The 24,177-nt window shown below is 68.3% G+C and carries 26 protein-coding genes; 13 read left to right on the top strand and 13 right to left on the bottom strand.

Translation table 11 applies throughout. From position 1 onward, the window contains the following. Window positions 1–22: 22 nt before the first annotated feature. Genes KF889_15710 through KF889_15700 form a run of 3 tightly spaced genes read right to left on the bottom strand, consistent with a single transcriptional unit; the run spans window position 23 to window position 3,575 of the window. Window positions 23–1,954, bottom strand: a complete 1,932-nt coding sequence (locus tag KF889_15710) for a hypothetical protein (protein ID MBX3500888.1) — start codon at window positions 1,952–1,954, stop codon at window positions 23–25. Window positions 1,955–1,967: 13 nt separating this feature from the next. Further along, a complete protein-coding gene (locus tag KF889_15705; protein ID MBX3500887.1) occupies window positions 1,968–3,050 on the bottom strand; it encodes a M14 family metallopeptidase in 1,083 nt (360 codons plus the stop codon). 54 nt (window positions 3,051–3,104) lie between these two features. Further along, window positions 3,105–3,575 carry a CspA family cold shock protein gene (locus tag KF889_15700; protein MBX3500886.1) on the bottom strand — a complete coding sequence of 157 codons (471 nt, stop codon included), beginning with the start codon at window positions 3,573–3,575 and terminating at the stop codon, window positions 3,105–3,107. A gap of 245 nt (window positions 3,576–3,820) precedes the next feature. Between KF889_15700 and KF889_15695 the strand changes: the two genes are divergently transcribed. Next, window positions 3,821–4,696 carry an SDR family oxidoreductase gene (locus tag KF889_15695; GenBank protein MBX3500885.1) on the top strand — a complete coding sequence of 292 codons (876 nt, stop codon included), beginning with the start codon at window positions 3,821–3,823 and terminating at the stop codon, window positions 4,694–4,696. 76 nt (window positions 4,697–4,772) lie between these two features. Here KF889_15695 and KF889_15690 read toward each other — a convergent pair whose 3' ends face one another. Continuing rightward, window positions 4,773–5,144: a VanZ family protein gene (locus tag KF889_15690; GenBank protein MBX3500884.1), complete on the bottom strand. Its 372-nt coding sequence runs from the start codon at window positions 5,142–5,144 to the stop codon at window positions 4,773–4,775. A 28-nt stretch (window positions 5,145–5,172) separates the two neighbouring features. Beyond that, the gene (locus KF889_15685) at window positions 5,173–5,658 is read right to left on the bottom strand and encodes a YajQ family cyclic di-GMP-binding protein (protein MBX3500883.1); all 486 of its coding nucleotides are present in this window, start codon (window positions 5,656–5,658) and stop codon (window positions 5,173–5,175) included. Between the two features lie 69 nt (window positions 5,659–5,727). Here KF889_15685 and KF889_15680 point away from each other — a divergent pair, with 69 nt between their 5' ends. Then, a complete protein-coding gene (locus KF889_15680) occupies window positions 5,728–7,182 on the top strand; it encodes a M81 family metallopeptidase (GenBank protein ID MBX3500882.1) in 1,455 nt (484 codons plus the stop codon). 18 nt (window positions 7,183–7,200) lie between these two features. On the opposite strand, the gene KF889_15675 is transcribed toward KF889_15680, so the two are convergent. After that, entirely contained in the window at window positions 7,201–7,824 is a 624-nt protein-coding gene (locus tag KF889_15675) for a TetR family transcriptional regulator (protein MBX3500881.1), read from the bottom strand. Between the two features lie 95 nt (window positions 7,825–7,919). Here KF889_15675 and KF889_15670 point away from each other — a divergent pair, with 95 nt between their 5' ends. Together KF889_15670 and KF889_15665 are read left to right on the top strand one after the other, a co-directional pair. Beyond that, the gene (locus tag KF889_15670) at window positions 7,920–8,426 is read left to right on the top strand and encodes a DinB family protein (protein ID MBX3500880.1); all 507 of its coding nucleotides are present in this window, start codon (window positions 7,920–7,922) and stop codon (window positions 8,424–8,426) included. Further along, window positions 8,423–8,818, top strand: a complete 396-nt coding sequence (locus KF889_15665) for a cupin domain-containing protein (protein MBX3500879.1) — start codon at window positions 8,423–8,425, stop codon at window positions 8,816–8,818. The genes KF889_15670 and KF889_15665 overlap by 4 nt, the downstream gene beginning before the upstream one ends. A gap of 113 nt (window positions 8,819–8,931) precedes the next feature. On the opposite strand, the gene KF889_15660 is transcribed toward KF889_15665, so the two are convergent. Beyond that, the gene (locus KF889_15660) at window positions 8,932–9,840 is read right to left on the bottom strand and encodes a CoA ester lyase (protein ID MBX3500878.1); all 909 of its coding nucleotides are present in this window, start codon (window positions 9,838–9,840) and stop codon (window positions 8,932–8,934) included. A gap of 203 nt (window positions 9,841–10,043) precedes the next feature. Between KF889_15660 and KF889_15655 the strand changes: the two genes are divergently transcribed. Continuing rightward, window positions 10,044–11,516 carry a M81 family metallopeptidase gene (locus tag KF889_15655; GenBank protein MBX3500877.1) on the top strand — a complete coding sequence of 491 codons (1,473 nt, stop codon included), beginning with the start codon at window positions 10,044–10,046 and terminating at the stop codon, window positions 11,514–11,516. A gap of 87 nt (window positions 11,517–11,603) precedes the next feature. Beyond that, window positions 11,604–12,131 carry a hypothetical protein gene (locus tag KF889_15650; protein MBX3500876.1) on the top strand — a complete coding sequence of 176 codons (528 nt, stop codon included), beginning with the start codon at window positions 11,604–11,606 and terminating at the stop codon, window positions 12,129–12,131. A 10-nt stretch (window positions 12,132–12,141) separates the two neighbouring features. On the opposite strand, the gene KF889_15645 is transcribed toward KF889_15650, so the two are convergent. Then, complete coding sequence (locus KF889_15645; GenBank protein ID MBX3500875.1) at window positions 12,142–12,711, bottom strand: DUF937 domain-containing protein; 570 nt, start codon at window positions 12,709–12,711, stop codon at window positions 12,142–12,144. A gap of 77 nt (window positions 12,712–12,788) precedes the next feature. On the opposite strand from KF889_15645, the gene KF889_15640 reads away from it, so the two are divergent. Further along, on the top strand, window positions 12,789–13,706 hold the full coding sequence (locus KF889_15640; protein ID MBX3500874.1) for a sugar kinase: 918 nt from the start codon (window positions 12,789–12,791) through the stop codon (window positions 13,704–13,706). Here the strand turns inward: KF889_15640 and tsaA are convergent. The 5 genes from tsaA to KF889_15615 form a co-directional block, all read right to left on the bottom strand. Further along, window positions 13,660–14,145, bottom strand: coding sequence for a tRNA (N6-threonylcarbamoyladenosine(37)-N6)-methyltransferase TrmO (gene tsaA, locus KF889_15635; GenBank protein MBX3500873.1), 486 nt, complete (start codon window positions 14,143–14,145; stop codon window positions 13,660–13,662). The genes KF889_15640 and tsaA overlap by 47 nt on opposite strands. A gap of 3 nt (window positions 14,146–14,148) precedes the next feature. Beyond that, window positions 14,149–15,135, bottom strand: coding sequence for a sterol desaturase family protein (locus KF889_15630; protein MBX3500872.1), 987 nt, complete (start codon window positions 15,133–15,135; stop codon window positions 14,149–14,151). Window positions 15,136–15,161: 26 nt separating this feature from the next. Continuing rightward, window positions 15,162–16,193, bottom strand: coding sequence for a YncE family protein (locus KF889_15625; GenBank protein ID MBX3500871.1), 1,032 nt, complete (start codon window positions 16,191–16,193; stop codon window positions 15,162–15,164). 156 nt (window positions 16,194–16,349) lie between these two features. Then, a complete protein-coding gene (eda, locus tag KF889_15620; protein ID MBX3500870.1) occupies window positions 16,350–16,997 on the bottom strand; it encodes a bifunctional 4-hydroxy-2-oxoglutarate aldolase/2-dehydro-3-deoxy-phosphogluconate aldolase in 648 nt (215 codons plus the stop codon). A gap of 2 nt (window positions 16,998–16,999) precedes the next feature. Beyond that, window positions 17,000–17,731 carry an SDR family oxidoreductase gene (locus KF889_15615; GenBank protein ID MBX3500869.1) on the bottom strand — a complete coding sequence of 244 codons (732 nt, stop codon included), beginning with the start codon at window positions 17,729–17,731 and terminating at the stop codon, window positions 17,000–17,002. Between the two features lie 90 nt (window positions 17,732–17,821). Here KF889_15615 and KF889_15610 point away from each other — a divergent pair, with 90 nt between their 5' ends. The 6 genes from KF889_15610 (at window position 17,822) to KF889_15585 (ending at window position 24,107) form a co-directional block, all read left to right on the top strand. Then, window positions 17,822–19,243 (top strand): amidase, encoded by a 1,422-nt coding sequence (locus tag KF889_15610; protein MBX3500868.1) that lies wholly within the window; start codon window positions 17,822–17,824, stop codon window positions 19,241–19,243. Between the two features lie 626 nt (window positions 19,244–19,869). Then, the gene (locus KF889_15605; GenBank protein MBX3500867.1) at window positions 19,870–21,894 is read left to right on the top strand and encodes a molybdopterin-dependent oxidoreductase; all 2,025 of its coding nucleotides are present in this window, start codon (window positions 19,870–19,872) and stop codon (window positions 21,892–21,894) included. Beyond that, window positions 21,894–22,409 carry a GFA family protein gene (locus KF889_15600; protein ID MBX3500866.1) on the top strand — a complete coding sequence of 172 codons (516 nt, stop codon included), beginning with the start codon at window positions 21,894–21,896 and terminating at the stop codon, window positions 22,407–22,409. The genes KF889_15605 and KF889_15600 overlap by 1 nt, the downstream gene beginning before the upstream one ends. 218 nt (window positions 22,410–22,627) lie before the next feature. Further along, window positions 22,628–22,981 (top strand): winged helix-turn-helix transcriptional regulator, encoded by a 354-nt coding sequence (locus tag KF889_15595; protein MBX3500865.1) that lies wholly within the window; start codon window positions 22,628–22,630, stop codon window positions 22,979–22,981. Next, on the top strand, window positions 22,972–23,451 hold the full coding sequence (locus tag KF889_15590) for an SRPBCC domain-containing protein (protein ID MBX3500864.1): 480 nt from the start codon (window positions 22,972–22,974) through the stop codon (window positions 23,449–23,451). The genes KF889_15595 and KF889_15590 overlap by 10 nt, the downstream gene beginning before the upstream one ends. After that, window positions 23,448–24,107 (top strand): glutathione S-transferase family protein, encoded by a 660-nt coding sequence (locus tag KF889_15585; protein MBX3500863.1) that lies wholly within the window; start codon window positions 23,448–23,450, stop codon window positions 24,105–24,107. The genes KF889_15590 and KF889_15585 overlap by 4 nt, the downstream gene beginning before the upstream one ends. Window positions 24,108–24,177: the final 70 nt, after the last annotated feature.

The raw sequence follows: 24,177 nt of genomic DNA, 5'->3' as shown, positions 1-24,177 counted from the left end.
GTTTCCTTTCAGACGCGGCCGATCACCACTTGGAGGTATACGACTCGGGCGGCGGCTCGGCGAGCGGTGTGCGCAGCGACACGTATATGGTGGCGAGGTAGGGCAGCGCCAGCAGCAGCGCCTCGGCGGCGAACCAGGTCGCCTGGGTGTTCCAGAACAGGGTGGCGATCACCCAGCGCCCGCCGTCCGGCGCCGACCAGCCGCCGCCCGCCCCGTCGTGCAGCTTGATCGCGCCCTCGGTCACCACCACCAGCGCCGCGCCGGCGATCAGCAGGGCCGAGAGCAGCAGTTCCGGCAGCACCGGCGAGATGCGGCTGAAGGCCGGGTCGAGCCGGACGTAGCCGCGGCTGCCGTCGAAGCCCAGCAGGCGGCCGAATGACAGCGTCTTGGCCAGGCGGTGGGTGCGCGGCACGTCGCCGGTGCGGAAGATGGTGAACAGCTTCCACGCCACCAGCACGAAGGTCGGCAGCACGAAGTCCCAGATCGGGAAGTCGCGGTAGCGGCCGTCGATGCCGAACACCCAGATGTTCTCGCCCGAGCCGATGACGCCGAAATGCACGTCGATGCCGAGGAAGACGAGGTGGTAGATGCACAGCAGGCTGAACACCAGGAACAGCATCTGCGCCAGCAGATCGATCCGCAGCAGCGCCGTCAGCCGGGGCAGCGCGCGGAATGCCGTCCAGGCCTCGCGCACGCGCGCGCCGTAGAGCGAGGGATCGGCCATGCGCCCGGTCAGGCTGTCGGCGATGCCGCGCATCAGCGCGTAGCCGAAGGCCGCCGCCAGCACGAAGTAGAACACCGTGCCGAGCAGGCGGCTGGTGTAGAAGGCGTGCGTGAAGTTGTGCCACGTCGCCTGGGTGACGACCGAGCCGACGACATAGGCGAAGATCGCGAACACCACGATCGCCAGCGGACTGGGGCCGCGCCGCAGGCTGGCGAAGCCCAGGATCATCAGGCCGGCGGCGATGGTCGAGACGGCGAACAGCGCGGCCCATTGCGGCTCGGGCGAGACCGGCTGGCCGGCCTTGAACTTCTCGACGCGGTCGGCCGTGTAGATGCCCCAGGAGGCGCCGACCGAGCCCTCCTGCCCGCTCTTCCACTGCTGGTCGAAGGCCTCGATGACGTTGTATTCGAAGCCGTGCTGCTCGGCGAGCCGCTTGAAGATCGAGAAATAGGTCACCTGCTCGACGCGACCCGGCCGCGCATCGGCGCGCATGCGGCCGGTGCTGGGCCAGCCGGTCTCGCCGATCACGATGCGCTTGTTGGGAAAGGCGCGGCGTACCTTCTGGTAGATGTCGACGATGTGCTTCTCGATGCGCAGCGTGCCGTCCGGCAGGCGGCGCGACAGGCCGATCGGCACGTCCTCCCAGTACGGCAGCAGGTGCACCGTGACGATGTCGACCTCGTCGGCGATCTCGGGATTGCGCAGCCAGAACTCCCAGACGTCGGCGTAGGTCACCGGCTGCTTCACCGAGGCCTTGACCATGCGGATGTAGCGCAGCAGGTGCTGGGCATCGAGGTCCTTGCGCAGCAGCACCTCGTTGCCGACGATCACCCGGTCGACCGCTTGCGGATAGCGGTTGGCGTGGTCGATCAGGGCGGCGATCTGCTCGAGGTTCTCGCGCTCGACGCTGTTGAGCCAGGCGCCGTGCCAGACCTTCAGCCCGTACTTGCCGGCGAGGCGCGGCACCGCCTCCAGCCCCTCGAGGCTGCTGTAGGTGCGCAGCGCGACGGTCTTGCCCTGCATCAGCTTGAGGTCGGCCTCGATCTGCTGGGCGTTGGGGAAGGTGCGCGTGTGCGGGCTCTGCCCCGGCCGATAGGGCGCGAAGGACACGCTCTGCAACGGGCCCGCCTTCCAGGCCGGGATCTCGACCGGACGGTTCGGGTACCACCACCACAGGAAATTCAGCGCGCCGACGAGGAGGAAGGCGACACAGGCGACCAGCGCTCGCATGCGGATGGTTCTATCAGGCCTTTTTCAGTCCGGCGATAGCCATGCGGATCGCCTGCGCGCCGCGGAACAGCACCGCCTCCTTCCAGTCGTCGGTGTCGGGGTAGAACTGCCGGCGGATCGCCGCCTTGATCGGCTTGGCCTCCGGCCCGCCGGGATCGCCATGGGCGTGCAGCCAATGGTCGCCGATGAAGGCGCGCAGGCCGCTGTCGCGGTCGTAGGTGCCGAATTCCAGGGTCGCCATGGTGACGCGCGCGTCGGGCAGCGCACGGTTGAAGGCGTAGTGGCCCAGCCCATCGCGCGCCGCCGAGCTGGTCTGGCCCTTCTTCGATTCGGTCACCGAGTCGCCCCAGAACGCGCGTACCCGGGACGAACCGTCGCTGTCGGGCTCGTAATGGGTGATCAGCTCGCCGTAGCCGAACGGCCCCAGCCCGGTATGGAAGTCGATGACGGCGATGTCGCCGCGGTTGCGCAGGAACCTCTCGATGATGGCGTGCGTGGTGCGGTTGGCCCAGCTCGGCCCGCCGCCGCCGAAGAACAGCCCGTGCGGATGGCGGAACTGGCCGGCCGAGAGCGCCACGTTGTAGGCCTGCGTGCCGACGCGATGGCGGTAGGCCGCCAGCTTCTCGGCGGCTTCCCGGGCCACCGGCCCGCCCAGCTCGCGCGGAATGATCAGCTCGGCGATCTCGTCGTAACCGGGATTCTCCGGATACGGCTTGGCGTGATCGACGTAGTTGCGGTTGAGGTCGTTGCCCTCCTCGGTGACGCGGCGCAGCCAGGCGAAGCCATAGGGATTGATGGCGTGCACCGTCAGTGCGGCGACATCCGCCGGCAGCGACGGCGCGCCGCGGATCAGCCAGTCGATCTGGGCCCCCGAGCCGCAGAAGCCCTCGACGCCATGCGTGGCGGAGATCGTCACCACGACCTTGCGTGCGTCCGCCGGGCCGAGCCAGGCGACATCGGTGGCCAGCGTCTCGCCCCGCGGCCCCCTGGTCGGATTGGCGAAAGTCGTGACCGCGGCGCCGGCGATGCGCGCGGCGCCGAGGAACTTCTCGCGCGCCTCGGCATAGTCGGCCGAGAAACATCCGATATTGCCCATACGCCGATCTCCCGCGCTTCGCGGGCGGACCATACGCAACGGCGATGGCGAAGGCTATTCCGGTCGGATGTCGGCGACCTGCAGGCCCTTGGGGCCCTCGACGATGCGCACCTTGACCATCTGCCCGGGCATCAGGCTTTCGATGCCGTGGCGGCGCAGGGTGGCGGCGTGCACGAAGACGTCCTTGCCGGTGGCCTCCGGGCAGACGAAGCCGTAGCCGCGTTCGGCGTTGTACCACTTGACCTGGCCGACGACGTACTCGCCGTCCTGCGGCGCCTCCTGAGGCTGCGGCTCGCTCGCCCCCTCGGCGCGCGGCATCGGGCCAGCGGTCGACAGATCGACGCTGACGATGCGCATCACCTGCATGCCCTTCGGACCGCGCGCCGCCTGCCCCGCCAGCGTCACGCCGGGCGCGACATCGTCGTGCCCCGCCTGCCGCAACACGGTGACATGGAGGAACGCGTCCCCTTCACCGGAATCGGGTGAGACGAATCCGTAGCCCTTAGTGACGTTGAACCACTTCACTCGGCCTCGGAACTCTACCAGATCTCCGCTGTCCCCGACTTCTACGCCTGATTGGGTCGTCATACGCCGCCCGCTTTGTTTTTTTGCACTCCCTGTTATGCGAAGACTAGCACCCTTTGTGGCGGTCGGGAACAGTCCGGATTGGCCGATTGCGACAGTCTTCCTGACTGCGAAACGGAGGCGGTTGAAGCGTTGCGCGATGAACGGTGCTTACCTAAACGACCGGCGATACCGGGAGGCCGACCATGTTCCGCAGCGATCTGTACAACGGCAAGCGCTTCCTCGTCACCGGCGGCGGCACCGGTCTGGGCCGCGTGATGCTGGAGAAATTCGTCGAGCTGGGGGCCGATTGCGTGATCTGCGGCCGCCGCGGCGGCGTGCTCGAGGAGACCGCGCGCGAGGTGATGGCGAAATATCCCGGCCGTCGCGTCGACACCTTCACTGTGGATATCCGCGTCGCCACGGCGGTCGAGGAGATGATCGAGGCGATCTGGCGCGGCGGTCCGCTCGACGGGCTGGTCAACAACGCCGCCGGCAACTTCGTCTCCCAGACCAAGGATCTCAGCCCGCGCGCCTTCGACGCCATCGCCAACATCGTGCTGCACGGCACGTTCTACATGACCAATGCCTGCGGCAAGCGCTGGATCGCCGAGGGCCGCAAGGCCAGTGTCCTCAGCATCTTGACGACGTGGGTGTGGACCGGCAGCCCGTTCGTGGTTCCCTCGGCGATGTCCAAGGCCGGTGTCGCCGTCATGACCCAGAGCCTGGCGGTCGAATGGGGGCGCTACGGCATCCGCCTCAATGCCATCGCGCCCGGCCCCTTCCCGACCGAAGGCGCCTGGGCGCGGCTCAATCCCAAGGGCGACAGCGACGATCGCTACCGTTCGCGCAATCCGATGGGCCGCGTCGGCAGAATGAGCGAGCTCGCCAACATGGCTGCCTTCCTGATGAGCGAGGAGGTCGAGTACATCAACGGCGAGATCGTGGCGATCGACGGCGGCATGGGCATCATGGGCCACGGCACCTTCTCGAACATGCTGTCGCGCTCGGAAGACGAATGGCGACAGATGCGCGAAGCCATCCAGGCGACCAACGCCGCCGATCGCGCCCGCCGCGGTTAGCGGGCTGTCATCCCGAGCGCAGCGAGGGATCTCAACTCTTCCTGGACCCCTCGCTGTGCTCGGGGTGACAGTTGGGTCACATCTCGCGCAGCCGCACCGCGGCCCACCAGGCGAGCAACGCGCCCGTGGTGTTGGCGATCAGGTCGAGCCACTCGAAGGAGCGGCCCGTCACGTAGAGCTGGCCGACCTCCAGGCAGATCGCCGTGGCAAAGCCCAGCCCGATGGCGAAAGCGCGCCAGCGGCCGGCAATCAGCAGCGCCGGGATCAGCACCATGAAGCCGTGGGCCACGGCATGGATCGGCTTGTCGAGGCCGATCTCCCAGTCGCCGATCGCGGTCGGCGGCGCGTTCCCGGGCGCCCAGTAGAGCCAGGCCAGGAAGGGAAAGCAGGCCAGCCAGCCCAGCAGCAGCGACAGCCGCCAGCGCAGCGCCAGATCACGCAGCGCCACCAGCAACCGGCCGACAAGCGGCAGACGATCAGTCGCGGAAGTTGACAAACTGCACCGGCTGGTCGAGCTCGAGCTTGCGGATCACGGCCATCGCTGCCTGCAGGTCGTCGCGCTTCTTGCCGGAAATGCGCAGCTCGTCGCCCTGGATCGCCGCCTGGACCTTGAGCTTGGACTCCTTGATCGCGCCCACCAGCGTCTTGGCCAGGTCGCGGTCGATGCCCTGCTTGACGATCACCAGCTGGCGGATGGCGTTGCCGCTGGCGCGTTCCGGATCCTTGAACTCCAGGGCCCTGGCATCGAGCTTGCGCCGCGTCACGTAGCCCTTCAGCAGCTCGTGCATCTGGCGCATCTTCATGTCGTCGTCGGCCAGCAGGGTGATGGCCTGCTCCTTGCGCTCCAGGGTGCAGTGGCTGCCCTTGAAGTCGAAACGAGTCGAGATCTCGCGACGCACCCCGTCCAGCGCGTTGTCGATCTCGGCGATCTCGGTCTTCGAGACAATATCGAATGAAGGCATGGTGGCGCCCTTGTAGCGTCCCGTCGCGCCACCGGCTAGGGTCGACCGGTCCATCGAGGTGTCAGGATCATGCGTGTTTTCATCGCGGGGCTGGGAACGGAAACCAACATGTTCGTGCCCTTCCCGACCGGCCGGCGGGGTTACGAGGAATTCGGCGTCTTCCGCGGCGACGCCACCAAGCATCCGCCCCGATCCTTCACCGGCCCGCTGCATGTCTGGCGCCGCCGGGCCGAGGAGCGCGGCCACCAGGTGATCGAGGGCCTGCTGACCTTCGCCGCCCCCTCGGGCACCACCGTACGCTCGGTCTACGAAGGCTACCGCGACGAGATCCTCGCAGGCATCCGCGCCGCCCTGCCGCTCGACATGGTGCTGCTGAACATGCACGGCGCCATGGTCGCCGACGGCTACGACGATTGCGAAGGCGACCTGCTGGCCCGCGTACGCGCCATCGTCGGGCCGAAGACCATCATCGGCGGCGAGCTCGACCTGCATTGCCATATCAGCCAGCAGATGATCGACTCGGCCGACGTGCTGATCACCTACAAGGAATACCCGCACACCGATCCGATGGAGCGCGCCGAGGAGGTTTTCGCGATCTCGGCCGACGCCGCCGAGGGCAAGGTGAGGCCGGTGATGGCGCGCTTCGACTGCCGCATGCTCGGCCACTACCGGCCGCCGGTCGAGCCGATCAAGAGCTTCGTCGACCGCATCCGCGCGCTGGAGGGCAAGGATGGCATCCTCTCGGTGTCGTTCGGCCACGGCTTCGCCTTCGCCGATGTCGAGGATGTCGGCACGCGCATGCTGGTGGTGGCCGACGGCGATCGGGCCAAGGCCGCCGCATTGGCTGAAAAGCTCGGCCGCGAGCTCTTCGCCATGCGCGACATCGCGGTGTCAAGGTTCCTCACACCGGGGGAGGCCTTCGACCGCGTCGCCTCGCACAACAAGGGGCCGGTGATCATCGCCGACCGCGCCGACAATGCCGGCAGCGGCGCGCCCGGCGACTCGACCTTCGTCCTGCGGGCGCTGCTGGAGCGCGGCATCGGCCCGGCGCTGTTCGGCATCGTCTGGGATCCGCTGGCCTTCCAGATCGCCGAGGAGGCCGGCGTGGGCGCGACACTCGAGCTGCGCATCGGCGGCAAGTGCGGCAAGACCAGCGGCGATCCCGTCGACCTGCGCGTCACGGTGAAGAACATCGTGCGCGGCGCCCATCAGACCTATGGCCCGGTGCAGTCGCCGATCGGCGACGCGGCCTGGCTGTCATCAGGCGACGTCGACATCGTGGTCAACACCCTGCGCACCCAGCTCTTTCACCCCGACGCCTTCGAGGCCCTGGGCATCGATCCCGCGAGCTACCGCATCATCGTCGTCAAGAGCGCCCAGCACTTCTACAACGGCTTCGCGCCGATCGCCGCCGAGGTGCTCTACGTCGCCACACCGGGCGCCGCAAATCCCGACTACGTCAACCTGCCCTACACCAAGCGCAAGACGCCGTTCTGGCCGAAGGTCGCCGATCCGTTCGCGTAACAGCTATCCTCGACGACGCTATCGTAGATAGCGAACCACAAGACGGGTCGCTTCATCGATCAGCGTGCCGACCGCTTCGTCCGACAGCAGTTCCGCATGGTGCAAGACCGCCCGGTGTGTCAGCGCCTCGATCGTGGTCACGCAGATGAAGGCTGCGAGTCCCGGATCGACGTGGCGCAGTCTCTTGCTGTGATGCCCGAGAAAGTGTCCGAAGAGCGTGAAGTACTCGCGATTGAAGGCCTCGACCTTCTCGAGCCGTCCGGTGCGGGGAAGCTGCTCGGCAAGCACGCGATGGAGCTTCGGATCGACGCGATGCGCCTCGATCGCCGCGGCGATGAGCCGCCGCACCGCCAGCTCGAGCGGCAGTGCGGCCATGTCAGCCAGCGCTGAGCGCACGGTGCGCATCAGGTCCTGGTTGTGGCGATCGATGACGGCGGCGACCAGTGACTCCTTGCTCGGAAAGTACTGATAGAGCGAACCGATGCTGACGCCGGCGGTCTCGGCGATGCGGTTGGTGCTGGCTTTGTCGAAACCCTCGCGCACCAGAATGCGAGCGGTCGCCTCGACCAGCGCATCGACGGTCGCGCGCGAGCGCGCCTGCGAGGCCTGCTTGCGCGGATTCGTCAGCGGCCTCTTGGCCATGCCCGATGCTCCAATCGCGCGCGGGACAATGCGAGTAGACAATGTGAGCCATAGCTCGCAAATTGGAATGGCGCAACGACGAAAGGGGTTTCACGATGTTCACCCTTCCCTATCGCACTCTGATCCAGCAGAAGCGCTGGGCCACCGACGGTCTCAATAGGGTTCTCGCCAGCGCGCTCGATCGCCTGCCGGCGGACGAGCGCGTGATCGTGCTGCGCGTGCTCGACCACGTGCAGGCGGTCGACGAGATCTTCCGCTGCAACCTCGAAGGCCGTCCGCACGGCTATCGTGCACCACGCTCGACCGAACTCTTGTCCTTCGAGACCCTGACGGCCAGGGTGCGCGAAACCGCAGGCTGGTACGCCGACTACGCCGATGCCCTGCATCCGGACGCGGTCGACGAGGCCATCGGCTTCGCCTTCACCAACGGCGAGCCCGCGCGCATGACGCGCGGCGAGATGCTGCTGCACGTCGCCACGCACGCCGCCGGCCATCGCGGTCAGGTCGCGCTGCTGCTACAGAAGAGCGGTATCGAGCCCTTCCCGGACCGGATCACCGATTTCCTGCAGACCGAGCATTCCCAGGCGGAGGCAACGGCATGATGAAGCAGCAGGCGCTGGAGCGCTTCCCGCTCCATCTCGGGCTGGGCGCGAAGGTTGTGCCGCAGCCGGAGTTCACCGGCATGCAATGGTTTGCCGACTACGCCGCGCGCACCGAAGCCGATGGCAACGACGCCTGGCTGGTCCTGATGTACAGCTTCGACCAGAGCTGGACGGACTGGGAGCGCCATCCCGCGGGCGACGAGGCGGTGATCTGTATCGCGGGCGAGTTCACGCTGGTCCAGGAGCTGCCCGATGGGCCGCGCAAGCTCACCCTGCGGCCGGGCGACTATGTCATCAACCCGCGCGGCGTGTGGCACACGGCGGATGTCTATGGCCACGCCACGGCGCTGTTCATCACCGCCGGCCGCGGCACCGAACACCGCGCGCGTTGATGCGGCCTGGATGACGGCGAGGCGATATCCTTTGGGCGGTCGGCGTCCCGCGGGCCTCTTGGTGCCTCTTGCGATACCGCCATGAGCCGGCGGGACGCCGGCGCTCCCAAAGACTACGCTGCCGTGCGCTTCGCCTCGCGTGCCTGGATCGCGGCGTAGCGCTTCAGCAGCGTCTCGGCGCGGCGGATGACGGGGATGTCGATCATCTTGCCGTCGATTGCGAAGGAGCCGCGGCCGGCGGCGGCGGCCTCGCGATCCGCTTCGATGAGCCGGCGCGCGTAGGCGACCTCCTCGGCCGAGGGCGTGTATTCCTCGGTGACGATCGGCACCTGGCCGGGATGGATGCAGCTCGCCCCCATGAAGCCGAACTGGCGCGAGCGGCGCACCATCCTGCGGAAGCCGTCCCAGTCGCCGAAGCCGGCGACGCTGGCGATGTAGCCGAAGGGCATGATGCCGGCCGACTTCGCGGCGTAGATCATGGTCTGCTTGGGCAGTTGCAGCGTCTCCTCAGTCGGCTCCATGCCGACCTCGGAGGCGAAGTCCTCGCCGCCGATGCTCATCGCCACCGTGCGCTCCGCCGCCGCCGCAATCACCGGCATGTCGAAATAGGAACGCGGCGTCTCGATCATGGCGATGAACTTGATATGGCCATGCGCCAGGCCGCGCTTCTGCTCCAGTTCCGAGACCAGCTCGTCGAGCAGGCGCAGATGGTCGGGCCCCTCCACCTTGGTGATCGCCAGGCCCTGCACGCCGGGCAGCACGCAGGCCTCGATGTCGCGCACTGCCAGGTCGAGCGGCCGGTTGATGCGCACGACGACGTCGGCGCCGGCGCGGCTCACGCGCTTCGCCGCCGCCTCGACCAGGGTGCGCGCATGCGCCTTCTCGGCTGGCGGCACGCTGTCCTCGAGGTCGAGCTGCACGGCGTCGGCGCCCCTGGTGTGCGCCTTGTCGACGAACTTCTCGACGTTGACCGGCACGTAGAGCAGCGAGCGCCAGACCGGCAGGTCGCGTTCGGCCTTCATGTATGTGGACTCCTTATCCTCAACTCTACCTTCCCCCGAAGGGGAAGGTGGCGCGAAGCGCCGGATGGGGGATGTCGAAGCCGGACACCGAGCGTGCAGAGGCATCCCCCTTCCGCCCTTCGGGCACCTTCCCCCTCCGGGGGAAGGTAGGACGAGCGGGCCAATCGCGCTACGGTACCGGCAACGCGTCCGTAGGAACCACCATGAACGTCTTCATCGCCACGCTGGGCACCGAAACCAACACCTTCTGCCCCTTCCCCACCGGCTATCGCACCTTCGGCCGCATCTTCCACGGCGACGCGACGAAGCACACGATGAACCTGTTCTCCGCGCCGCTGCATGTCTGGCGGCGGCGGGCGGAGGAGCGCGGCTGGCGCGTCACCGAGAGCGTCTGCGCCTTCGCGCCGCCTTCGGGCATCACCGTACGCTCGGTCTACGAAGAGCTGCGCGAGGAGCTGCTGGCGGACCTGAAGAAGGCCATGCCGGTCGACATCGTGCTGCTGTCGATGCACGGCGCCATGGTCGCCGACGGCTACGAGGATTGCGAAGGCGACCTGCTGACCCGGGTGCGCGCCATCGTCGGGCCGAAGACGATCATCGGCGGCGAGCTCGACCTGCACTGCCACATCACCGAGACCATGATCACCACGGCCGACATCCTGGTTACCTTCAAGGAGTACCCGCACATCGACACGATCGACCGCGCCGAGGAGGTCTTCGCGCTGGCCGCCGATGCCGCCGAAGGCAAGACGAAGCCGGTCATGGCGATTTTCGACAGCCGCATGATCTCGATGTACCGCACGCCGGTCGAGCCGATGAAGAGCTTCGTCGCGCGCATGCAGTCCTTCGAGGGCAAGGACGGCATTCTCTCGGTATCGATGGGCCACGGCTTCCCGTGGGGCGATGTGGCCGAGGTCGGCGCGCGCATGCTGGTGGTGGCCGACGGCGAGAAGGCCCATGCGGCGGCGCTGGCCGAGACGCTCGGTCGCGAGCTCTACGACATGCGCGCCAGCACGGCGACGCCCTACTGGACGGCGAGCGAGGCTGTCGCGCAGGCCGAGGGCGCCGGGGCATCGAAGCCGATCGTGCTCGCCGACGTCGCCGACAATGCCGGCGGCGGCGCGCCCAGCGACTCGACCTTCGTGCTGCGCGCCCTGCTCGATCGCAAGGCGAAGAAGGCGCTGGTCGGGCTGATGTGGGACCCGATCGCCTTCCAGATCGCCGAGGAAGCCGGCGAAGGCGCCACGCTCGACCTGCGCATCGGCGGCAAATGCGGGCCGATGAGCGGCGATCCGGTCGACATGCGCGTGACCGTGCGCAGGATCGCGCGCGACGTGAAGCAGAGCTTCGGCGACAAGGGCGTGAAGATGGACGTGGGCGACGCGGCGTGGCTGGAGGGAGCTGACGGCGTCGATGTCGTGGTCAACACGCATCGCACCCAGCTGTTCCACCCCGACGCCTATGCGCCGCTGGGCATCGACCTCGCCGGCTACAGGACGCTGGTGGTGAAATCGACCCAGCACTTCTACGCCGGCTTCGCGCCGATCGCCGCCGACGTGCTTTACGTCACCACGCCCGGCAGCATCGAGCCGGACTTCGCCAACATCGCCTATACCAAGCTGACCAGGCCCTATTGGCCTCGGGTGGACGATCCATTCTCCCTGACAAATCAATAGGCTTTGCGGCGAGGCTGAGCCCGAAGCGCCGCGATTCATCCCAATTCCAACCCATTGGAGCCATGTTCGCGGCGCTTCATGCGCCGCATGAACCTCAGCCTCCCGTGGCGCCTGCACGCCAGGACCCCCTCGGACCGCAGCGGCGGCGACGGCCGGTTCCGCCGCGCGTTGGGCGTGCTGGCCCTGGTCCTGTCGATGACGGTTGGCGCCGTGGCGCTGTTTCACTGGATATCGACCGGCGACAAGAAGGCCTACGCCTTCCGCCAGTTCGACGGCGCGCACAGCGTGCCGCTGGCCGGCGGCTCACTGATCGCCACCACCGAGGCGCAGTGGCAGATGATGTGGCGCGGCCTGCGCGGCGATCGGCCGATGCCGCCCTTCAACGAGACGCGTCAGACCGGCGTGGCCATCATCCTGGGCGAGCGGCCCTCGGCCGACCATGGCGTGTCGATCATCTCGGCCGCCGAACGCGCCGGCCGCGTCGTCGTGCTGTTCGAGGAGCGCCATCCCTCGCGGCTGCTGCCGAGCCGCGCCGTGAACGTGACTCCATACACCATCCTGCTGATCGAGCGCGCCGGCGCCGACGTCGTCCTCGAGCAGCGGGTGCGGGACTGACCCTTCCGGCTCAGCGCCGGCCACCCAGCACATTGGACATCCAGGCGCCGAACTCGTCAGCGCCGAGGTCCTGCCGCGGCATCTGACCGCCCGGCGTCATGGTGTCGACGAGGCCCGGCAGGACGTCGGCGAGCTCGCGGGAGACATCCTCGCGCGACATTCCCGACTGCTCCGCCAGCCGGCTCAGCTGCGACTCGCCGAACGCGGCCGCGATGTCATTCGGCGACACCGCCATGTTGGGGCCCTGGGCGATCCACGAATCGACCTGGCCCTGCAGTCCGGCCTGCCGGAACATGTCGGACATGCCGCCCAGCCCGCCGCGCAGCGCGCCGCCCAGACGAGGATCCGCACCCGGCTGGCCGCCGCCCAGAAGCCCGCCCAGGACATCCGCCAGGCCGCCGCCGCCCGCATTGCCGCTTCGGCCGATGCCGCCCTGTAGGAGCATGGCGAGGACGGCCTGGATCAGCGCGGCACGCGAGCCTCCCAGTGCGCCACCCTGTGCGCCACCCTGTGCGCCACCCTGGGCACCGCCCAGAATCTGACCCAGTGCACCTCCCAGGATCTGGTCCAGCACGCCCATGATCGCCTCCTTCGACGGAACCTCTCGATCAGACTAGCATCGGCGACGTGATATTTCCCGTGGAGACCGGACCCGCGATGCCCTCTCTCGTCTGCCTCGGCGAACCGATGGTCGAGTTCAACCAGACGACGCCCGGCGAGCCCAACTGGCTGCAGGGCTTCGGCGGCGACACCTCCAACGCCGCCATCGCAGCCGCCCGGCAGGGCGCCTCGGTCGGCTATCTCACCGCGCTGGGCGAGGACCCGTTCGGCGACCTGTTCGTCGAGCTGTGGCGTCGGGAGAATGTCGACTGCAGCCGCGTGCAGCGGCGGACCGACGGCCACACCGCGGCATACTTCGTGACCCACGACGCGCAGGGCCACCACTTCTCCTTCATGCGCAAGGGCTCGGCGTCGAGCCGCTTCGCCGCCGGCGACCTGCCGCGCGACTATCTCGCCGCCGCCGACATGCTGCAGCTCTCCGGCATCAGCCAGGCGATCTCCGGTGTGGCGCGCGACGCCTGCTTCGCCGCCATCGACGTGATGAAGGCAGCCGGCAGGCGCGTCGCCTACGACACCAATTTGCGCCTGCGCCTGTGGCCGGCCGAGGAAGCCCGCGACGTGATGCACGAGGCGATGAAGCGCGTCGACATCGCGCTGCCCAGCCTCGACGACGCCATGACGATGACCGGCCTCGACGATGCCGACGCCATTGTCGACTTCTACCTGCGTCTGGGCCCGTCCATCGTCGCCCTGAAGATGGGCAGGGACGGCGCGCTGGTCGCCACGGCCCAGCGGCGCCAGCGGCTGGCGGGCCACGCGGTGAAGGCCCTTGACGCGACCGGCGCCGGCGACACCTTCGATGGCGCGTTCCTCACCCGCATCCTGGCCGGTGACAGCCCGTTCGACGCGGCCCGCCATGCCAACGCCGCCGCCGCCCTGTCGACGACGGGCTACGGCGCGGTGGCGCCTATCCCGACCGGCCGGCAGGTGGAGTCCTTCCTCGCCGGGCGCTGAGCCAGCCCATGCCGGCCTGCGGCTCGGCGTCGGTGGTCGGCAGGTAGGGCTTGATGTCGAGCAGTGGCGTGCCATCGACGCAGTCGAGGTTGCGCACCAGCAGCACGCCAGGCGACTCGAAGCCGTCGAACTTCACCACCGACAGGCCGATCGGGTTGGGCCGGCGCGGCGCGCGGGTGGCGAAGACGCCGCGCTCGGTGTCGTCGAACGGCGGCGTGAAGCGCAGCGTCGCCGGTCCCGCCTGGTCGAGCCAGTAGAGCAGGATCAGGTGGGAGAAGCCCTCGAGGCTGGCGAGACCGTCGATGTAGGGCGGATCGACGATGGCGCGGCAGAGCGGCGCCGGTTCGATGGCGCGGCCGTTGCGCGGGCAATCGGCGATGGTGGCGAACGGCGTGCGGATGACGCCGATCGGCGCCAGCGTCCAGCCCGGGTTCGTCATCGCCTACTCCGCCGGCGTCGGGCGCGGCGCGCGCGAGGTGAAGGTGCGGGCGATGGCACGGCCCAGGCGGGCGATGCCGGCGACCTGCTGGCCGACGAAGCCCTTGCCGTTGTCGGCATCGGCATCCGCATCGTCGACGCCGCTCGCGCGCTGCCGGTAGTCGTAGTGCGCGGTGCGGAACAGAATGTCCCAGATCGGGAACACTGCGGAGAAATTGGTGTCGTGGATGCGCGGCTCGCTCGCGCTGGCGCGCGCGTGATGGGTGCGGTGGAACATCGGATCGACAAGCACCTTGTCCAGCACGCGACCGAAGCCGAAGCGCGTGTTGACGTGCGAGAAGGCCTCGATCAGCCGGCCCAGCAGCAGGATGGCGACGAACTGGCCGGGCTGCGCGCCGATCAGGATGGCGACGATGGCGAGATAGAGGTCGAACAGGATGTCGTCGAGCACGTGGTTGCGATCGTCGGTCCAGGTCGAGACCTGGCGCTGGCTGTGATGCAGGCTGTGCAGCGCCCACAGCCAGGGCAGCGCGTGCTGGGCGCGGTGCCACAGGTAGCCGGCGAGATCGTAGAGCAGGAAGTAGACGAGGAAGAGCACCAGCGGCTTGTCGCGCAACCAGGGGATCACCTGCTCGACGGTCGGCAGCACGAAGCCAACCTCTCGCGTGAGCTCCAGCAGCTCGTCGTTGAGCGGCAGCAGCAGCATGAAGATGCCCAGCGGGATGACGCCCAGCTTGTTGAGCAGCGTGTAGACCACGTCGACGCGCACCAGCCTGCGATCTTCCCAGCGCTCGGCCGGCGCCAGAGACTCCAGCGGCCTGAAGAACAGCAGGATCACGGCGATCTGCAGCACCCCCAGGCTCAGCGTCTCGAGGCCGACGGGCACGTCGTCATAGAATTCAGTCAGCCCGGCCCGGTGCACCAGCGGCTGGACGATCTCCAGGAGCTGGCCCTGCAGATCGATCCAGAATGTGGAGAGGGACTCGAGCATCGCCTGGATCCCGTGCGGCGCGAATCTTATCTCTTCGTCGCCGCCGTGGCGTCCGAACGTTCCGGCGGCGGCAGCACGGAGCGCAACACGGTGTGCGGCCCATTGATGTAGATGCCGTGCGGCGAGCGGCCGACCAGGACCGAGCCGATGATCCTGCGCGTCGCCAGCTCGACGGCGGCGATCCGCCGGCGCCAGCGTTGCGTCACCCATACGATCTTGCCGTCGGGCGAGAAATCGACGTCGTCCGGGCCGCCCGGGACCCTGATATTGTCGACCACCTCCTGACGCTCAAGGTCGATGATCGACAGCGAGCCGTCGACGCGGTTGGTGATCAGCACCCGCTTCTCGTCATTGGGCATCCGGAAGATGTTGTGCGCGCCCCTGCCGGTGACGATGCGCTTGGTGACCGCGCGCGCGGCGATGTCGACGACAACCGCGGCGTCCTCGCCGGTCAGGCCGACGAGCAGCTTCTTCTGGTCGGGGAAGACCAGGATGCCGGCCGGCGCCTCGCCGACATCGACCGTCCAGACGATCTCCTGCCTCGCGAGGTCGAGCGCGGCCACCTGGTTGGAGCCCTGCACTGTGAAGAAGACGAAGGCGCTGTCGGCGCTGAAGGCGAGGTGGCTGGGCAGCGTGTGCAGCGGCAGGCGCTTGACCAGGCGCAGGTCCTTGGCCTCGTAGATGTCGACATGGTTCAGGCGGTAGGCCGCCGTGACGAACCATTTGCCGTCGGGCGAGTAGCCCAGCTGGTAGGGGTCGATGATGTTGCGGTAGCGTTTGCGCTGGCGGCCGGTGACGGGATCGAGGAACAGCAACTCGTTGGTGACCGTCGAGGCGACCACCAGGTCCTTGCCGTCGGGAGTCAGGATCAGGTGATGCGGCTCGCGTCCGACCGGGATGCGCTCGATCTCGCTCATCATCCGGCGATCGACGACGCTCATGGACGCCTCGTCGGAGTTGAGCACGATGGCGGTCTCCGGCAGCGCCCGCACGGGCGCGGCGAACAGCGCGGCACCGGTCAGAGCCGCCGCCAGACCCATCCATCGCGCACGAGACATCGTCGTCTGGCCTTCGGATCGCCCTGCGATCCCGTTTCATTTTCAGTGGCTTGGCCGCCAATCGCGGCGTTTCCCCAATCACGCGTACAGTGCCATTTTCCGGCCTTTCTCGCCAGTGGACGCCCGGTCGCGGCCGCCTTGCGGCGACCGCTTGCCTCACGCCTGTGGCGGGCTTGCCACACCGCGCCCCAGTCCGGCGGCCTTGCTCGCCAGGGCCTCGATGCGCGCCCAGTCGCCGGCGGCGATGGCGTCCGGCGGCACCACCCAGGACCCGCCGACACAGGGCACGTTGCTCAGGGTCAGGTAGCCGGCCGCCTTGGCGAGGTCGACGCCGCCCGTGGGGCAGAACAGCAGGTCGGGCAGCGGCGCCGCGAGCGCGCGCAGGAAGTCGGCGCCGCCGCATTGCTCGGCCGGGAAGAACTTGAGGTGGCGGAAACCGCGCTCGCGCAAGGTCAATGCCTCCGAGACGGTCGACACCGCCGGCATGTAAGGCAGCCCGGCATCGGCGGCGGCCGCGCCCAGGGTCGGCGTGAAGCCCGGGCTCACGGCGAACGCGGCACCGGCCTTCTTCGCCTTGGCGAACTGCACCGGCTCGAGCGCGGTGCCAACGCCGACGATCGCGCCCCTCACCTCGGCGACGATGGCCTTGACCGCCTCCAGCGCGCCGGCCGTACGCAGGGTCACCTCCATCACCGACAATCCCCCGGTGACCAGGGCGCGCGCCACGGGGATGCCGTCGGGCGCGCCGGCCAGGGTGAGCACGGGGATGACGGGCGTCCTGCCGACGATGTCGCCGATCTTCATGCTCAGACGCTCCAGCCGCCGTCGATGACGTTGGTCGTGCCTGTCGTGAAGGCGCTCTCGTCGCTGGCGAGATAGACCGCCAGCGCCGCGATCTCGGCCGGCTCGCCGAATCGGCCGCCCGGCTGGCGCGCCCTGAACATGCTGGCGTCGCCGCCCAGCGCCGAGATGCGCTCGTCGAGCGAGGGCGTCTGCACCGTGCCCGGGCAGAGCGCGTTGCAGCGGATGCCCTGCTTGACATAGTCGACCGCCACCGACTTGGTGAGGCCGACCACGGCGGCCTTTGTCGTGCCGTAGACGAAGCGCAGCGGCGCGCCTTTGTGCGAGGAGGCGGCCGAGGACATGTTGATGATCGAGGCGCCCCTGCCGGCGGCGACCATGGCCGGCAGGAAGGCGCGGATCGTCCAGAACATGCTGCGCACATTGAGGTTGAAGGCGAAGTCCCACTGGTCCTGGGTGGCGTCGAGGATCGTGCCGTGGTGCACGAAGCCGGCGCAATTGAACAGCACGTCGACCGCGCCCAGCCGGCCGGCGAAGGCGTCGATGGCCTTCTGGTCGAGCACGTCCAGCCTCTCGGGGTGCACGCTGGCGACGCCGGCGAAGGCCGCCTTCAGCTTCGCCTCGTTGACGTCGGTCGCCCAGACCTCGGCGCCTTCGGCGGCGAAGGCGCGCGCCGTCGCCTCGCCGATGCCCTGTGCCGCCGCCGTCACCACCGCCCGCTTGCCCTTCAGCCGCATCCGATGTCCCCCGAATTCGCCCTGCGGCAACCTACGCTGGACCGAGCCGGCTGTGCTAGGAATTCGGCCGGAAGACAGCACGAGGACCCGATGAAGAGCGATCCGGCGATGATGCACGCCCACGAGCTCATCAAGCTCTACGGCAAGAAGAAGCTCTCGCCGGTCGAGGCGACCGAGGCGGCGCTCAGGCGGCTCGACAAGTTCAATCCCGTCCTGAACTGCATGCAGCATGTCGATGCCGAGGGCGCGCTGAAGGCGGCCAAGGCCTCGGCCAAGCGCTGGTCCAAGGGCAAGACCCTGGGCCTGCTCGACGGCGTGCCGACCACCGTCAAGGACATGGTGCAGACCAGGGGCATGCCCACGCGCATGGGCAGTGCGGCGACCTCGCCCGACGGGCCGTGGCAGCACGACGCGCCCAGCGCCGCGCGGCTGCGCGAAGCCGGCGCCGTGTTCCTCGGCAAGACGACCTCGCCGGAATATGGCTGGAAGGGTGTCACCGACTCCAAGCTGTTCGGCATCACCCGCAATCCCTGGGACATCCACAAGACGCCGGGCGGCTCCTCGGGCGGCGGCGTGGCGGCCGAGGCGGTGGGCATCGGCAACCTCGCGGTCGGCTCCGACGGCGCCGGCTCGGTGCGCATCCCCTGCTCCTTCACCGGCCTGTTCGGCCTGAAGGCGACCTTCGCCCGCGTGCCGATCTGGCCGCCCTCGGCGCAGGGTACGCTGTCGAACGTCGGGCCGATGACCCGCTCGGTGCGCGACGCGGCGCTGATGATGAACGTGATGGCGCGGCCCGACTCGCGCGACTGGTATTCCCTGCCCTTCGACTCCCGGGAGAACTACACGAAGGGCCTGAAGGACGGCGTGAAGGGGCTGCGCGTCGCCTACTCGGCCAATCTCGGCTTCGTCGAGGACGACAGGATCGACCCCGAAATTGCCGCTTCGGTCGCCGAGGCGGTGAAGGTCTTCAGGAAGCTCGGCGCCAAGGTGACCGAGGCCAGCCCTGACCTGATGGGCCTCGACCCGCGGGACATCGAGAACATCCACTGGACCGGCAATTGCCACGTGCTGCTCAAGGGCTTCGCGCCCGAGAAGCAGGCGCTGATGGATCCCGGCCTGCTCAAGGCGGCCGAGCATGGCGGGCGGCACTCCGTCGAGACCTTCGTGCGCGCCACGCACCAGCGCCAGACCCTGGGCTACATCTTCAACCAGTTCTTCGAGAGCTTCGACCTGCTGCTGACGCCGACCATGGCCATGCCGGCCTTCAACGTCGGCGAGCCGGCGGCCTATGGCGGCGACGGCGTCGATATCGGCTGGACGCCCTTCACATTGACTTTCAATCTCACCCGTCAGCCGGCCGCGACCATCCCCTGCGGGCTGACGCGCACCGGCCTGCCGATCGGCCTGCAGATCGTCGGCCCGCACTACGCCGACGCGCTGGTGCTGCGCGCCGCCTACGCCTACGAGCGCGAACGGCCGATCGAGCCACCGCCGATGGCGGGGACGGCGTAGGCATTCGCTGCGCGGGGCCGCGGAGGCACCGGTCATGACGGGACGCGCCTTGCTATGGTTTGCTGTGGTCGCGGCACTTCTCGCCGTGGCCCCTGCCTCTGCCCGGACACCGCCCGGCCAGCCCACGGGGCCAGGGGTCGAGCAGAAGCAGACTGACGGCGAATCGAAGGCAGAGCCCGGCCGGGGCAGGACGAAGCCGCCAGTGTGCCAGTCGGCCTGCAGCAGATCGAAGACCCGGACGGCGCCACCGACGCACTGAGCCCGTGCGCGCGGTTTGCCATGGTTTGCCATGGCCGGCGGCAGCTTCCGCGCGGCCGGATGAGCGTGCTTCTATGATTTGCCATGGTTGCGACAACTTCGTTGCGCTGCGAGTCCCGGTTGATCGTCAGGACTTCCGATTTTATCGACCGCCGCGCACCGGGTCGATTTCCACCCCTACGCGTGTCGTCAAAAGCCGCGAAGTGCGATGGCATATGGACTTTCACACCCATCTTCCCCCTCCGGAGGAAGGTAAGACCTGGTCCCCGTAGGGACATGATTTCCCGGGAGCGGGACAATTCCCGGGCCGCCTCTGTGGGTGCGCTTTGGCACAATGCGCCGGCCATTCCTCGCAGGGAGTCCGCGCAGTGAAGATCGTTCGAACGGTGTGCGCCCACGACTGTCCCGACATGTGCTCGCTGCTCGCCCATGTCGAGGACGGCCGCGTGGTGAAGATCGAGGGCGATCCCGACCAGCCGCTGACCGCGGGCTTCGCCTGCGGCAAGGTCAATCGCGACGTCGATCTCGTGCACTCGCCCGAGCGCCTGACGACGCCGCTGCGCCGCGTCGGCAAGAAGGGTGACGGCAAGTTCGCGCCGATCACCTGGGACGAGGCGCTTGATGAGATCGCCAGCCGCTGGAAGGCGATCATCGCCCGATCCGGCCCGCTCGCCCTGCTCGGCTACGCCTACAGCGCCCATCAGGGCCTGACCAACCGCGGACTGATCGGTGGCATGTTCCATGCGCTCGGCGCCAGCCGGCTGATGGCCGGCACGGTCTGCGACACCTGCTGCGAGACCGCCTGGGAGATGACGGTGGGCGGCGTCGGCGGCGCCGATCCCGAATCGGTGGTCGATTCCGAGGTGGTGATCGCCTGGGGCGCCGACCTGATGGCGGTCAACGTCCACTTCTGGGCGCTGGTCGAGGAACAGCGCAAGCGCGGGCTGAAGATCGTGGTGATCGACCCGCGCCGCAGCCGCACGGCGCAGAAGGCCGACTGGCACATCCCCATCCGCATCGGCACCGACGCCGCCCTGGCGCTGGGCATGATGCACATCCTGGTGCGCGACAGAAAGGTCGACCGCGACTACATCGCGACGCACACGCTGGGCTTCGACAGGCTCGAGGCCGAGGTGCTGCCGCGCTTCACGCCGCAGCGCACGGCGGAGATCACCGGGCTTGCCGTCGCCGATGTCGAGCGGCTGGCGGGCATCTACGGCACGAGCAAGCGCGTGCTGATCCGTGTCGGCGAGGGCATGACCCGCCTGGCGCAGGGCGGCCAGGCTGGCCGCGCCGTATGCCTGCTGCCCGGCGTCACCGGCTCCTACGGCGTGCGCGGCGGCGGCGCGCTCTTGCTGACGGCCGCCTCCTGCGACCTCAACTACAATGCCATCCGCAAGCCCTCCGGCCCCGCCACCAGCCGCACGGTCAACCATTTGCGCCTGGGCGACGCGCTGCTCAACATGAAGGATCCCCGGATCGAGGGCCTGTTCATCGCCGCCAACAACCCCGCGGTGACCAACCCCGACGTGCACAAGACGCGCCAGGGCCTGGCGCGAGAGGACCTGTTCACGGTGGTGCACGACCCGTTCATGACGGCCACGGCGCGCTACGCCGACATCGTGTTGCCGGCGACGACCTATCTCGAGACCGACGACATGTATCGCGCCTATGGCGCCTACTGGATGCAGTACGGCCCGCGCGCCGTCGACCCGCAGGGCGAGGCGCGCTCCAACGTGCAGGTGGCGCAGGCGCTGGCCCAGCGCATGGGCCTGAACGATCCGGTGTTCGGCATGGCGCTGCCCGAGCTGCTCACCGAGCTGTTCAAGGGCGCGACCGGCAAGCCCGCCACGATCGACACCAAGAGCCTGCCCACCGCCGGCCCGATCAACATCGCGCCGACCCACGAGGGCCAGATCTTCAAGACGCCGTCGGGCAAGCTGGAATTCTACTCCGAGCAACTCGCCAGGCAGGGCGTATCGCCGATGCCGGATTGGACGCCCGACCCCGAGGAAGTGCGCGACGCCGAACGCTGGCCGCTGCGCCTGCTGACCGCGCCGGGCTACTTCCAGGCGCACACCGCCTTCTCCGGCGTCGCCTTCCTGCGCAAGCGCGAGGGCCAACCGCTCTGCGTGCTGCATCCCGAGGACGCGCAGAAGCGTGGCCTGAAGAATGGCGACAAGGTGAAGCTGTTCAACCAGCGCGGCACGGTCGGCCTGATGCTGAAGGTTAGCGACGAGGTGCGCCCGGGCATCGTGCTGGTGCCCGGCCAGCGGCCCGACGAGGAAGCGGTGTCCGGCACGGTCAACATGCTGTGCTCCGACCGCTACACCGACATGGGCGAAGGCGCCACGTACCAGAGCACCTTCCTCGACGTCGCGGCCTGGAGCTGATGGCGCGCCACGAGGGCCAGTACTGGGGCTCGTGCCACTGCGGCGCCGTTCGTTTCGTCATCGACGCCGAGATCACAGAGCTCACGACCTGCGACTGCTCGCTGTGCGTGAAGAAGAACGCGCTGATGACGCGCGTGCACGAAAGCGCGCTCACGATCCTTGCCGGCGCGGACGCGCTGTCGCTCTATCGATGGAACACGATGCGCGCGAAGCACTATTTCTGCTCGCGCTGCGGCATCTACACCTTCCACCGAAAGCGCGCCCTGCCCGACCATTACGAGGTCAACGTGCGCTGCCTCGACGGCTTCGACGCCAGCGCGATTCCAACGCGCGGGGTCGACGGTGTCGGCATGTCCGTGGTCGAGTCCGGCGCCTGCCCGCAGTGGCCGGGACCGCGTGAAGCCGATCGCCCCCCTATCAAGCCGCATCGTTCGGCGGCGGGGGCAAGAGCGGGGACCACACCAACGCCATCAGCCGATCTCGCGGTGAACGGGCAACCAGGATTCTCCCGCTGACAGACGACGAGCGGTGCCCGATTGAGCTCAGCCCGACAGCGGGCCAGGCACATGTCGCCGCTGATCGATCCTGTGGCGTGCACGCTCCGCGAATGGCCCAGCGCGACGGCGAGGCGGTGATTCCGCCCACCCCACGCACAAACGCGTAACCCTCCCCTCGTCGTCTGTGGAGCCGGACGGAGGTTGACATCCAGCGGCTTTCGCTAATACTTAAGTGTATGCTACAGTATCGGATCTCGCCCCTCGACCTTGCCTTTCAGGCGCTTTCCGATCCCGGCCGCCGGGCCATGGTCGAGCGCCTGTCCGTCGGTCCCGCCTCGGTCAGCGAACTGGCCGCGCCCCTGCCCATGACCCTCTCGGCCGTGGTGCAGCACCTGAAGATCCTGGAGGAGTCGGGGCTGGTGGCGAGCGAGAAGGTGGGCCGCGTGCGCACCTGCCGCCTGGAGATCGGGGCCATGACCACCGTCGAGCGCTGGATCGCCGAACGCAAACGTTTCTGGGAGCAGCAATACGACCAGCTCGAGGCCTATTTGGCCGCCAGCGAGAACAAGACCGAGGAGCCGTGCAAGTGACCGTCGTCAACGCCACCTTCACCATCGAACGCGTGCTCAAGGCCTCGCCGGCGCGCGTCTTCGCCGCCTACGCGACGCTCGAGGCCAAGGGCCAGTGGTTCAAGGCGCCCAGCGATATCGAGACCCTGAATCGCGACTTCGATTTCCGCGTCGGCGGCGAGGAGCGCTTCCACGCCCGCTGGCCCAGCGGCATGGTCACCGACTTCCAGGCGACCTACCGCGACATCGTGGAAAACGAGCGGATCATCCTTGTCTACGACATGTTCCGCGACGGCGAGAAGCTGTCGGTTTCCCTGCTGACCCTTGAACTCAGGCCGGAGGGCGACAAGACCCGCCTGATCCACACCGAACAGGGCTCGTACCTGGTTGGCGGCCGCGAGGCGGTGGTCAGCCGCGAGCACGGCACGACCTGGCACATCGAGAACCTCATGGCCCTGCTGGAAGGCCGCGAGCAGAAGGCCTTCGCATGACCATCGAGATCTTCGGCCATCCGTTCTCGTCCTACACCCAGAAGGCGCTCATCGCGTTGTACGAGAACGATACGCCCTTCACCTTCCGCGCCATCGCCCCCGACGAGCCGGACAACAACGCCCGCTTCGCCGCCCTGTGGCCGATCCGCAAGTTCCCCATTCTTGTGGAAGACGGCCGCACGGTGCTGGAAGCCACGGCCATCATCGAGCACCTCGCCGCCCGCCATCCCGGCCCTGTCGCCCTGATCCCGGCCGACCCGGGCCTGGCTGTGGAGGTGCGGATGATGGACCGGGTGTTCGACAACTACGTCATGACGCCCCAGGGCAAGTTCATTTGGGACGTGCTGCGCCCCGAGGCCGACCGCGATCCCTACGGGGTCAACGAGGCCCGGACCATGCTGGACACCATCTACGCCTGGCTGGACGAGCGCATGACCACCCGAACCTGGGCCGCGGGTGACAGCTTCACCCTCGCCGACTGTGCGGCGGCGCCGTCGCTGTTTTACGCGGACTGGACCCACGAAATCCCGGCGCCGTTCACCAGCCTCAAGGCCTACCGCGCCCGCCTGCTCGCCCGGCCCTCGGTGGCGCGGGCGGTGGACGGCGGCCGGCCCTACCGTCACTACTTTCCCCTCGGCGCGCCGGACCGGGATTAGTTCGACAGCGCCCTCTCCGCGCTGGCGATCGGACGCCGGCGGTGCGCGGACAATGTCCTGGTATCCAGGA

Source organism: Alphaproteobacteria bacterium, from assembly GCA_019635875.1.
GTDB lineage: Bacteria > Pseudomonadota > Alphaproteobacteria > Reyranellales > Reyranellaceae > JAFAZJ01.
The sequence above is the reverse complement of the archived record's forward strand: the minus strand, read 5'-3'. Positions and strand labels throughout refer to the sequence as shown.

Coding starts and splice junctions, on each gene's coding strand:
- KF889_15615 (MBX3500869.1), bottom strand. CDS start 17,731: ATGCGGCTGAAGGGCAAGCGGGCGGTGGTGACGGCGGCGGCACAGGGC.
- KF889_15655 (MBX3500877.1), top strand. CDS start 10,044: ATGAACGTCTTCATCGCCACGCTGGGCACCGAAACCAACACCTTCTGC.
- KF889_15680 (MBX3500882.1), top strand. CDS start 5,728: ATGCGTGTTTTCATCGCGGGGCTGGGAACGGAAACCAACATGTTCGTG.
- KF889_15600 (MBX3500866.1), top strand. CDS start 21,894: ATGGCGCGCCACGAGGGCCAGTACTGGGGCTCGTGCCACTGCGGCGCC.
- KF889_15610 (MBX3500868.1), top strand. CDS start 17,822: ATGAAGAGCGATCCGGCGATGATGCACGCCCACGAGCTCATCAAGCTC.
- KF889_15660 (MBX3500878.1), bottom strand. CDS start 9,840: ATGAAGGCCGAACGCGACCTGCCGGTCTGGCGCTCGCTGCTCTACGTG.
- KF889_15630 (MBX3500872.1), bottom strand. CDS start 15,135: ATGCTCGAGTCCCTCTCCACATTCTGGATCGATCTGCAGGGCCAGCTC.
- KF889_15585 (MBX3500863.1), top strand. CDS start 23,448: ATGACCATCGAGATCTTCGGCCATCCGTTCTCGTCCTACACCCAGAAG.
- KF889_15670 (MBX3500880.1), top strand. CDS start 7,920: ATGTTCACCCTTCCCTATCGCACTCTGATCCAGCAGAAGCGCTGGGCC.
- KF889_15640 (MBX3500874.1), top strand. CDS start 12,789: ATGCCCTCTCTCGTCTGCCTCGGCGAACCGATGGTCGAGTTCAACCAG.
- KF889_15695 (MBX3500885.1), top strand. CDS start 3,821: ATGTTCCGCAGCGATCTGTACAACGGCAAGCGCTTCCTCGTCACCGGC.
- KF889_15710 (MBX3500888.1), bottom strand. CDS start 1,954: ATGCGAGCGCTGGTCGCCTGTGTCGCCTTCCTCCTCGTCGGCGCGCTG.
- KF889_15595 (MBX3500865.1), top strand. CDS start 22,628: ATGCTACAGTATCGGATCTCGCCCCTCGACCTTGCCTTTCAGGCGCTT.
- KF889_15625 (MBX3500871.1), bottom strand. CDS start 16,193: ATGTCTCGTGCGCGATGGATGGGTCTGGCGGCGGCTCTGACCGGTGCC.
- KF889_15685 (MBX3500883.1), bottom strand. CDS start 5,658: ATGCCTTCATTCGATATTGTCTCGAAGACCGAGATCGCCGAGATCGAC.
- KF889_15645 (MBX3500875.1), bottom strand. CDS start 12,711: ATGGGCGTGCTGGACCAGATCCTGGGAGGTGCACTGGGTCAGATTCTG.
- KF889_15665 (MBX3500879.1), top strand. CDS start 8,423: ATGATGAAGCAGCAGGCGCTGGAGCGCTTCCCGCTCCATCTCGGGCTG.
- tsaA (MBX3500873.1), bottom strand. CDS start 14,145: ATGACGAACCCGGGCTGGACGCTGGCGCCGATCGGCGTCATCCGCACG.
- KF889_15675 (MBX3500881.1), bottom strand. CDS start 7,824: ATGGCCAAGAGGCCGCTGACGAATCCGCGCAAGCAGGCCTCGCAGGCG.
- eda (MBX3500870.1), bottom strand. CDS start 16,997: ATGAAGATCGGCGACATCGTCGGCAGGACGCCCGTCATCCCCGTGCTC.
- KF889_15705 (MBX3500887.1), bottom strand. CDS start 3,050: ATGGGCAATATCGGATGTTTCTCGGCCGACTATGCCGAGGCGCGCGAG.
- KF889_15650 (MBX3500876.1), top strand. CDS start 11,604: ATGAACCTCAGCCTCCCGTGGCGCCTGCACGCCAGGACCCCCTCGGAC.